This is a genomic window from Oscillibacter sp. (assembly GCF_031978065.1).
In the GTDB taxonomy this organism is placed as follows: Bacteria; Bacillota; Clostridia; order Oscillospirales; family Oscillospiraceae; genus Oscillibacter.
This window is the reverse complement of the sequence record NZ_DALZCH010000114.1, coordinates 1-9,901: the sequence shown is the minus strand read 5'-3', so window position 1 is coordinate 9,901 and position 9,901 is coordinate 1. Positions and strand designations below refer to the sequence as shown.

The window sequence follows — 9,901 nt, the reverse complement described above, 5'->3', positions numbered from 1 at the left end:
GAACGTCCTGCTGAAGCAGGACGTTCACTGCAACAAAATCGGCCACATCAAGCAGGACTGGGACGTGATACTGGGCGAGGGCGACACCACCCGGTATGTCGGCAACGTGCTGGCGGTGGTCGCCACCGACAAGCAGGAACTGCTGGAGGAGCTTTGTGCGCTGGTGGAGGTAGATTACACGGAACTCACGCCCGTCACCAGCCCCTTCGAGGCCCTGCGGGGCGACGCGCCCATGATTCACGAGGACGGCAACGTGATGAGCCGGGCCAATCTGGTTCGGGGCAACGCAGACGAAGCCATTAAAAACTCCAAATACGTGGTTACGCGGAAATATAAAACCACATGGCAGGAGCACGGCTTTATGGAGCCGGAATGCTGCGTGGCTATGCCTGAGGGAGACGACGGCCTGCTGCTGTACACCTCCTGCCAGTCCGTCTACGACGTGCAGCGGGAGTGCGCCAAGATACTGGGGCTTGCCCAGGAACAGGTACACTGTCACGCGGCGCTGGTGGGCGGCGGCTTCGGCGGCAAGGAGGATATGTCGGTGCAGCAATATGCGGCACTGATGGCGTGTCTCACCAAAAAGCCCGTCAAGGTGAAGTACACCCGGCAGGAGTCTTTGAATTACCATGTCAAGCGTCACCCCATGGAGATGGAGTTCACCACCGCCTGCGATGAAAACGGCATTCTCACCGGCATGAAGGGCATCATTATCGCGGACACGGGGGCCTACGCCTCTCTGGGCGGACCGGTGCTGCACCGGGCCTGCACCCACGCGGCGGGGCCTTACAACTATCAGAATATCGACATTTTCGGCATGTCCGTCTACACCAACAACGTCGTCTCCGGAGCGTTTCGTGGCTTTGGTGTGACCCAGAGCTGCTTTGCAACGGAAATGAACATCAACCTTCTGGCGGAGATGGCGGGGCTGGACCCGTGGGAATTTCGCCGCCGCAATGCCATCAAACCCGGAGATGTGCTCCCCAACGGACAGACAGCCGACCCCAGCACCAATATGGCCGCGTGCTTAGACGCGGTGAAAGATGTATTCCACGCAAACCCCTATGCGGGCATCGCCTGCGGCTTTAAAAATTCCGGGACCGGCATGGGGAAAAAGGACATTGGGCGGGTTCTTCTGTCTGTGGAGCAGGGAAAAATCCACATCCGCACCTCCGCCTCCTGCATGGGGCAGGGCATTGGACAGATGACCCTGACGGAAATCTGCCACGTAACGAATCTGGACCCCGCTCTGTTTGTCTTTGAGGCGGCGGACACCGTGCGCACGCCGGACTCCGGAACGTCCACAGCTTCCCGCCAGACGGTGATGACCGGCGAAGCCGCCCGACGCGCCGGTGAAAGTCTCAAATGCGTGCTGGACAGCGGAAAAACGCTGGCCGAGCTGGAGGGCCGCGAATTTCTCGGAGAATACTCCGCCCTCACCGATCCCTTAGGTGCGGTGAAAGAAAATCCCGTCAGCCACGTCTCTTATTCCTATGGCGCGCAGGTAATTGTGCTGAACGAAGAAGGAAAAATCACCAAAGCCGTCTCCGCCTTCGACGTAGGAACCCCCGTCAATATCGAGTCTGTGGAAGGCCAGATTGAAGGCGGCATGATCATGGGCATCGGCTATGGCGTGACCGAAAAGTTTGAGTGCGTGGACGGCTATCCGAAGAGCAAATTCGGAACCATCGGTTTTATGCGGGCAACGGAAGCCCCGGAGCTGGAGGTCATTCTCTGCCGTCCCGCCGAGGGGGATCAGCTTCCCTACTCTCTGGGCGCCAAGGGCTGCGGAGAGCTGTGCATGATTCCCACGGCTCCTGCCTGCGCCCATGCCTACTACCGGCTGGACGGAAAATTCCGTCAGAGCCTTCCGCTGGAGGGCACGCTTTATCGGAAAAAATAAACGATTACAGCGCAATCAAAAGCGGGAGCCGGTTTTACCGGCTCCCGCTTCCCTGTTTTGGTCAAGTCTCTCTAAAAGCCGTTCTCCCCGCGTCAGGTAATCAGCAGCTTCGCGTAAAAGGCCGTTTGGTTCTGCGCAGCAACAATTTTTGCCTGACGCAAGAACGCCTCCACTGTCTCCGGGTGTTCCACCGAATTTTGGCTAGCGGCTCCCGCCCCACTTTCAATGCACAGATAAGGCATGCCGCAGGGCAAAATCACGGTCATTCGCTTTGCCATCTCATAGCATTCCCGAAAATACCGTCCCAGCGCCTCCCCGTGGAGGCCCGCAATTTTCCCCTGCACAAAGCAGCCCCGGACGGAAATCGCCGGGAGCGTTCTGATTTTCTCCGCAAGCGCAGGAATCATTCCTTCCGAAATTCCAGACCGCTTTCCGTTGTCAAAGCGCTGAGGAATTACCCGCAACCCCACGGGTTCCAACGTCCCCTCCCGCTGGTGAAGTCGAGCAATCCGGTCAATTTCCTGAAGCTCATCCCAGCTATTTGCAATAAAACGGCACGTTCCAAAAAGGCGCCCCAAATCGGCAGCTATCTTTTCCGGCGCAGAGAAATAAATTTGCTCCCGTTGCAGGCCAGAAGCAGCGGCGGAGCGCACCTGCTCCTCCGTACACAGACTGGCCGCTTGAAATCGCACCGCCCCATGTATGGTCAGGTCGGAAAACAGAAATTGATATTCCGGGAGCTGCTGTTGCAGCCAGACAAAATCAATATTACAGCTCATGCAACTCTCCAATAACAGATGTAATTAGAAAAAACAGTTACTGTAAGTATACCATAAAGCATTTAGAATACCAACAGCCTGTCTTAAGGTCGTGATTAAAAGGTCCATTTGAAGTATATCTTTTAAGCTTATGATCTACTAAATAAACTTCTTTCATCTGCTGTCCCGCGGTGGTTTCAGTCTTGTGTCGCCAAGCTAATATCGCCGCAGCTTAACCATACGCAAATTTAAGCCGTTTTTTTGATAATAAGAAAATCTGTACCAATACAAATTCCAACATAGAGCAACCAGACGGCCCCATAGGTTGCAAACGAATTTCCAAGCAGAGGATACGGCGCAATTAAGCCCACATATCCGCCGAAAAAGCCGTCCAGCAGATTAAAGCAGATTGAAATGAGAATCAGCCCCAAAATCCATATGTTAATTAGGCAAAAGTGCTTTTTCGCCTTTATTTTTGTCTTTTCATCCCCGATATTTTGTCCAATTGCAAAGCACATGCACCCAACCGCTATAATAATCAGACCAACCGCGACAGAGGAAGATTGTTTCTCCTCATACCAAATCATCACGGCAGCGATCAGTCCAATAAAATTTAATGCCGTGCCAACAATTGAAAACACTCCGGCATCCGGCTTCTTTCTTATTTCCTCCGACTTTGGCTCAATTCCTTTTAAAAGATAGTCCGTGGTCACGTTAAAATAATCGCTCATGACAATAATTTTATCTATCTCGGGCACGCTTTGCCCGCCCTCCCATTTAGATACGGCCTGTCGGGAAACTCCTGTCTGCTCTGCAAGTTCTTCCTGTGATACGCCCTTTGTTTTTCTTAAGCTTTGTATTCTGTCTGCTATATTCATGATATCCCCCTTTCCCAGGTAATGTTATAGTACCCTAAGCCATGGTTGCACTGCCATCACCTGAACCTGAATATATGTCAACCGGCGGTTGCTATGTTGCTAAATCAAATTTATTTTATACGTGAATCATATAAATTAAACTGATTTTAACATAAATGGCAAAGATTTGATATTCATATGTCAGTTTAATTCCCAACGCATAGATATTTAAGTAATGCAGTGTTTTATAATAAATCTTAACCCCGAAAGTTGTTGATAAAGATATACCTCACAATTTGACATACGCCCAGAATAGAACCGCCCTGCTGATTTACGATCAGCAGGGCAGTTCTATTTTGCCTACTATATCAATGGGGTTCTAAGATATCCAACAATCGCTAAGGCAAGCAGATGAACCGGATAGAATGCGTATACAAATCTCTGAAAGCGTTTACCTGTATTTCCTTTTTCGCCTGAATAACAGCAAATAGCCAGAATGCCGAGATAAGGCCCAATCACATTCAAGATGCAGGTCCGAAGCAATGCAGAATATTTGAATGTATAAGCGATCAGCCTGTAACGTGCCAGCGCAAGTACGGGAATAAAGATTAAAGCCTTTTGCCAAGCAGGTCGGTTTCTTAGCACATAGAACATAAAGATCATTAGAATGTAGCCCTCACTGCCCTCAAATCGGAGCAGCCGCGCTAAAACGCCCGCTACCAGAAAGATTCCGACTCCAAGTATGCCATGTCCCTTTTTCTCGCATTCACTATATCCCCAAAGCGAAATCAGACCTAAGCACAGCGTAAACAATATATTAAACGGAACTTCCTTCCAATCCCCAGCGATACCATATATCCGGCTTTCCGCAAGATTAAACAGAATATACGGAATTTGCGCAACAAGCGGGACACTGAAAATCCGCAGCATATACTTTTTGATATTACACGTATGCAAAAAGCCCTCAACGATACAAAACATAAAAACAGGCGCCGCCACTCTGCCGAAATATATTAGCAAATGGGGAATCCATGACATGATCCATACGCTCAAATTTTCTTGTCCGATTGAAGATACCCAATCTGCAATTGGCGCCATGGCGTCCGACAGTGGAAATATGCGTATGAAGTGGTCAAAAAACATGGAGATAAGCGCAAGAATTTTTAGCTGTTTACTGCTCACCTAAAAAATTTTGTTCCCCCTTCGACCGCCGTATCCCGCTCCACCAAAGGAGCATTTTCCTGTGTTCCGTCAAAGCTGTAAGAGACGCCCGTGTTGAAACGTCGGCTGCGTTCAATTTCCTTACTGCGGCGGTCAAAGTCTTCGTCTCCTTGTTTTAAAACCGTCACCGAGGTGATTTGCCCCAACCGATTTCTGTTAACGGCAATATCCACACTGCCGTCCGGTCGGGTCTGCACCGAACCAAGCATTTCATCCTCATAAGTTCGCACAGCTTCGCCTTTATAAAGATAAAATCCGTCCTGACCCTTGGTAATGCCCTGCTTTGCATACTCCTGCAAAACCTCTTCCTCCATCAGGCAAAGGTCCACTGCAAGCAGGAATGCACCTCTCTCAACCTTAAATTCCTTTGCAAGCGCCGCTTTGACCTGATCGGCAATGGTTTCGGGATTATTTGTAGTGTCCGCATCCAGTACGTCAAAAATTGCATTGTCTGCGCGAAGCCCTGCATCTTCACCCAACGCGATGTCTCTTGCAAGCCCTGCCTTAACGCCCCATCGAGAGGAAGTGCTGCTGCAATAGCTGCTCAAATAAGCAGAAAATGGAGCTTGTCCTCCGGTAGCAAATACGATGGTGCTGCTCATTACAAAAACGACTGACAGTGCCAGAATAAAGGCAGTCGTCTTTTGATAGTTTAAAACGCTTTTTATGCGGTGCTCTACCTCTGTCTTAGAAAAAGCACTGTAAAGCAGCGCAAAGCGATTTCCGGTTATTGCCATGGAAAGGAGACTGGCGGCATAGTCTTTTCGTTCGTCATTATCAATCCGACGAAGCACGGCAGCGTCACAGGCAGCTTCTAAATCTGAGGATAAGCACTTTGACATAAACCATACCAGAGGGTTGTACCAATTCAGGCACAGTGCAAGCAGCATCACCGCCTTAATCCAGTTATCCCTGCGCTTAATATGCATGATTTCGTGGGTAAGGATATGGCCCAGAAGCTGGGTTTTCTGAAAATTGATACCCGAGGGCAGATAAATGTGCGGATTCAGAATTCCGCACACAAGAGGTGAAGCAATTTCATCATTTGTAAATACAAGAATATGCCCCATACCCATATCACGAAGAATTTTATTAATTTCCTGGTTATGCTCCACCAACAAGCTATTTTTTAATTTCCGGGAATACCGAAGCTTTTCTATAAGCAACACGCCTGCTGTAATGGCGGTGCCCAACCCAAACAGAATAATTACTGCGAACTGCCAATCTGGTGTCAAACGATCGGAAGTTTCTGCAAAGCTGTATGTCACAGCATCCGAAGCGTCTGTACCGGGTGTGACGGCGTCTTCCGCAAGATCACTTATATAAACGGTTGCGCTGTTTGAATGCTGAAGCGGCCATTCCGGCACAGGCGCACTGATGGGACTGGATAGAGAAAACGGAACCAACAGTCTAATCAGCACCAGCCCCCACAGCAACGGAAAAACCGGCTTGGGCAGGTGACTTTTCAAAATACTTCTGAGCAGAAAAACAACGACAATCATCATACTGCCGTAAAAAGCCATGAGATACAGCGGCATACCCATTCTGAAATGCAGCATAATTACTTCGCCTCCTCAATCAGTTTTGCAAGCCGTTTTGCTTCTTCCTCTGAAATACCTTGATTTTTGAGAAAAGCTGAAAAAAATAATTCGCTGGAGCCACCAAACATTTTATCTATGAGCTGCTCCGTTTCGCTTTGCTGAACCTCGTCTTTTGTAACCAACGGCTTACACAAAAAGCCGGGCTCTTCACGGTCGATGGCACCCTTTTCAATACATTTCTTAATTACTGTATAGGTAGTATTTTTGTTCCAGCCAACACGATCTGTCAATACATCTACAATATCGCGCGCAGGTACAGTGCCTTGCTCCCATAGAACTTCCATTATTTTAAGTTCTGAGTCAAATAATTTAATACTCATATCATTTACGTCTCCTTCGGACTACTGCAATAGTCCTTAATCGAATTTAGACTATCACGATAGTCTCCAGTTGTCAAGAGAATTTCTCATATCTCCATAAAAGCCGGAGATGTTGCTGTAATTGTGAAAAGACTTTGAAGATATTTTCCTTCCCCATGCCTACTCTGAAGCGGGAGCCTTGGATAAGGTGGTTGGCGATTATCAGGCACGCTATCACGTTGTTGGGTCTGTATAAGGCATTTGGAGAAAGTGGACTGAACGCAAAACAGTAAGGAGAATGTATAGAAATAGGTGCGCTCCGAAACTTCCTCCAGATCGCTTGCTGTCAAGAGCGGCAACGACATTCAGCAAGGATTCGAACATTATTTTCAGGAAGGACAGCGGGAGTTTGCCGAATGAAAACAGCGTCAAGCACAAGGATACGAAAGAAGCGAAATGACATAAAGCAGGGCGGCGGTTCAAATGAACCACCGCCTTTACCCATAGACAAAAAACAAATATCTCCTCCGGTATGGCATAATAGAGCATATCGGGGAATGTTCTATGCATTAAAAAATGCTCATTAGGAATCAATGACCCGCAGCAACTCACTTACCGGCTCGGCAGCTTAATATCTAACTTCTTTTCTTGAACTTAGGTGTGTTAGACCTGAATGTTACCCATAAGAAAAAAACTCTGCAAAAGTTTTACAGCAGTATCATCCATTGGACGATGCCATAGGACCCGGCCATCCTCAATGAACAGCAAGTAAGTGCAGCATTTGTAAATGAGTTCAGGATCATGTGTAATCAAAAACAGGCTTTTTCCCATCTTTTTCAGGTGGTTTAAATTTTCGGAAACCTCCACCATGTGTCGATAGTCAAGGCCGCTGGTAGGTTCATCAAATATCATAACCTCTTTATTTGATGCAATTGCGCTGCCAATCGCAATCCGCTGTTTTTCTCCGCCAGATAAAGACATTGGATGCAGTTTTACTTTATCCAGCAAATCCAAACTGGATAAAATTTCATTGGCGCGCGTTGTCTCTTTTTTCACGTCATCACCAGCCATGCTAAGCAGCATTTCATCGAGTACATCTTCTGTGAATAACTGGTGATTTACATCCTGCATAGCCAGATAAGAGAGGTACCTACGCTGCTTTGCTCCGTAAGAGGTGTTGTTTAGTTCCAACTTCCCTTTTGCCTTTTTATCCAGTCCGCACAGACATCGGGCAAAGGTGGATTTCCCAGCCCCGTTGTTTCCAATAATGCCGATAATCTCACCCTTGGGCAGTGTCAGGTCGGGTATATCTACCTTAACCGGCCCGTCTTTTTCATAGGAAAACCGGAAATTGCGAATGCGTAGGGTAGAACTATTGGGGTTTGGCGTGGATTCTGGCAAGAGATGAAACGGGTCTAAGGCCCTAAGCCCCATATTCTGTAATTCCGCTGGTTGTAGTCTCTGAAACTCTTGCTTCGTAAACTCGTGGCAGATAGCCCCGTGTTTCATAAAAATGATACGATCCGCATACGGCATAAGGTAATACAGGCGATGCTCTGCCACAATAATTGTTTTCCCCTCTGATCGCCAATGCCGAATCACGCCAGCCAAATCTTGAATCGTGACAATATCCAAATTAGAAGACGGCTCATCCAGCACAAAAATATCGGGCCGAGTGGCGTCCGCAGAGGCGCAGGCGATTTTTTGCTTTTCTCCGCCAGACAGAGCAAACAAACTCCGATTCAGCAACTTCTCCAGTTTGAGATTTTGTGTGGTTCTTTCTAAGCGTTCCCGCATTTCCAAAACAGGCAAGCCCATATTCTCACAGCCAAACACAATCTCGCTGGTGGTTTCCACATTATAAAATTGTGTTCTGGGATTTTGAAATACCGAGCCAACCCGCTGCGCAATTTGATATAGAGGATATTCATTTGCCTCCCTGCCGTCCAGCAACACCTCCCCTGTCATTTGGCCTCCATAATAATGAGGAATCAGGCCATTGATCAGCCGGGTTAAGGTTGTTTTCCCGCAGCCGGATTCCCCGCATAGCAGGATCGTCTCGCCATCCTGAATGGTGAGGTTAATATTTTTTAGACTGTTTTCAGCTTCTCCACTTTCGTATGTAAAGGAAACATTCCTTAGTTCTATCATTCTGTGCGCTCTCCTTTACTGCGGTATAAAAAATGTGAGAACCAGCATAATCGCTGCGATTAACACTGTGATCACATCATAGTGTGTGAACGCAATTTTCGTGATATTTGTACGCTTTATCGGATTATCTAAGCCGCGAGTTAAGGCTGCTGCTGAAAGATCCTCCCCGATCTTGACAACAGAGATCATCAGCGGGATAAAGCGGTACTCCACAAGAGCTGCTGGATTTCTCCAAAACTTTTTAGTGCCGAACTGCACCTCCCGCATTCTCATAGCATCCTTAATAGAGGAAGATTCCTCCTGCATGGTTGGGATAAAACGAAACAGAACGGATAGCGGAATGGTAATCTGCCGTCCAATGTGCATCCTCCCCAGAGACGCAACACATTCGCTTGCTGTCGTGGATTTTATGAAGTACGCCCCCATCATAAAGGCGGGAAACAGCCGCAGAACCAGTCCAACCAAAAGCACAATAAGCATATTGATAACCATCGGGAATTGTATGCTATTTTGAACCGCCTGAACCACCAGTCCTGCCGTGAACAGAATAAAAAAGATAATGCCGGTTTTATATTGACGGTTTGTAAGTAACAGCACAAAGGGAATCAGCGCCACTGCAATCATAAAGGCGGTATGGGAATACAAAAATTCAGCGGTAGCAACAACGGCCATCAAAAACAGCTTTATCCGGGGGTCAAGGCAAAATCCTTTTTTTATGTTTGCAACTGCCTGGAGTTGTTCCATTATATAATTCCTGCTCTTTCAAAATGCTTTTTCAGCATCTTGCGTCCAAGCAACGCGCCCAAAATACCGCCCACAAACAACAGCGCAAAGCCTGCATACAGCATCCAAGGTGGCATGAGTGACTGTAACATATTTGCATACTGGTCACCCATAGAGCTGTGGATGTTCTCCCAATATGACTCACCGGCAAACCAAAGATTTGCCGGGCACCCCATAATCCCAAGGCAGAAGCAGGCATAGCTCAGTGCGGTAACCTTAAAGCTCTGATAGCCGCCGAACTTTAAAATCAGATCGCCCAAAACGCCTCCCAAAATCCAGCCAATCAGGCCAATCCAACCGTAACCAATCAGATAAAAGAAAATCCCAC

9 protein-coding genes are annotated in these 9,901 nt (G+C 47.9%); 1 reads left to right on the top strand and 8 read right to left on the bottom strand.

The genetic code is table 11. The features are described from left to right. Positions 1–1,903, top strand: a 1,903-nt coding sequence (gene xdh, locus RTK01_RS14010) for a selenium-dependent xanthine dehydrogenase (RefSeq protein WP_312281563.1), incomplete at its 5' end; no start/stop codon positions are given. Positions 1,904–1,995: 92 nt separating this feature from the next. On the opposite strand, the gene RTK01_RS14005 is transcribed toward xdh, so the two are convergent. The 8 genes from RTK01_RS14005 to RTK01_RS13970 form a co-directional block, all read right to left on the bottom strand. Continuing rightward, positions 1,996–2,682, bottom strand: coding sequence for a hypothetical protein (locus tag RTK01_RS14005; RefSeq protein WP_312281562.1), 687 nt, complete (start codon positions 2,680–2,682; stop codon positions 1,996–1,998). A gap of 227 nt (positions 2,683–2,909) precedes the next feature. Next, positions 2,910–3,539, bottom strand: a complete 630-nt coding sequence (locus tag RTK01_RS14000) for a helix-turn-helix transcriptional regulator (protein WP_312281561.1) — start codon at positions 3,537–3,539, stop codon at positions 2,910–2,912. 342 nt (positions 3,540–3,881) lie between these two features. Continuing rightward, entirely contained in the window at positions 3,882–4,700 is an 819-nt protein-coding gene (locus RTK01_RS13995; protein WP_312281560.1) for a TraX family protein, read from the bottom strand. Next, entirely contained in the window at positions 4,697–6,298 is a 1,602-nt protein-coding gene (locus RTK01_RS13990; protein WP_312281559.1) for a M56 family metallopeptidase, read from the bottom strand. Before RTK01_RS13990 ends, RTK01_RS13995 begins: the two co-directional genes overlap by 4 nt. A 2-nt stretch (positions 6,299–6,300) precedes the next feature. Further along, entirely contained in the window at positions 6,301–6,660 is a 360-nt protein-coding gene (locus RTK01_RS13985) for a BlaI/MecI/CopY family transcriptional regulator (protein ID WP_312281558.1), read from the bottom strand. 642 nt (positions 6,661–7,302) lie between these two features. Then, positions 7,303–8,790, bottom strand: coding sequence for an energy-coupling factor ABC transporter ATP-binding protein (locus tag RTK01_RS13980; protein WP_312281557.1), 1,488 nt, complete (start codon positions 8,788–8,790; stop codon positions 7,303–7,305). A 15-nt stretch (positions 8,791–8,805) separates the two neighbouring features. Beyond that, entirely contained in the window at positions 8,806–9,534 is a 729-nt protein-coding gene (locus RTK01_RS13975; protein ID WP_312281556.1) for an energy-coupling factor transporter transmembrane component T, read from the bottom strand. Next, a partial coding sequence (locus RTK01_RS13970; protein WP_312281555.1) for an MptD family putative ECF transporter S component occupies positions 9,534–9,901 on the bottom strand: 368 nt, incomplete at its 5' end. The genes RTK01_RS13970 and RTK01_RS13975, both read right to left, overlap by 1 nt.

Coding starts and splice junctions, on each gene's coding strand:
- RTK01_RS14005 (WP_312281562.1), bottom strand. CDS start 2,682: ATGAGCTGTAATATTGATTTTGTCTGGCTGCAACAGCAGCTCCCGGAA.
- RTK01_RS14000 (WP_312281561.1), bottom strand. CDS start 3,539: ATGAATATAGCAGACAGAATACAAAGCTTAAGAAAAACAAAGGGCGTA.
- RTK01_RS13985 (WP_312281558.1), bottom strand. CDS start 6,660: ATGAGTATTAAATTATTTGACTCAGAACTTAAAATAATGGAAGTTCTA.
- RTK01_RS13990 (WP_312281559.1), bottom strand. CDS start 6,298: ATGCTGCATTTCAGAATGGGTATGCCGCTGTATCTCATGGCTTTTTAC.
- RTK01_RS13980 (WP_312281557.1), bottom strand. CDS start 8,790: ATGATAGAACTAAGGAATGTTTCCTTTACATACGAAAGTGGAGAAGCT.
- RTK01_RS13975 (WP_312281556.1), bottom strand. CDS start 9,534: ATGGAACAACTCCAGGCAGTTGCAAACATAAAAAAAGGATTTTGCCTT.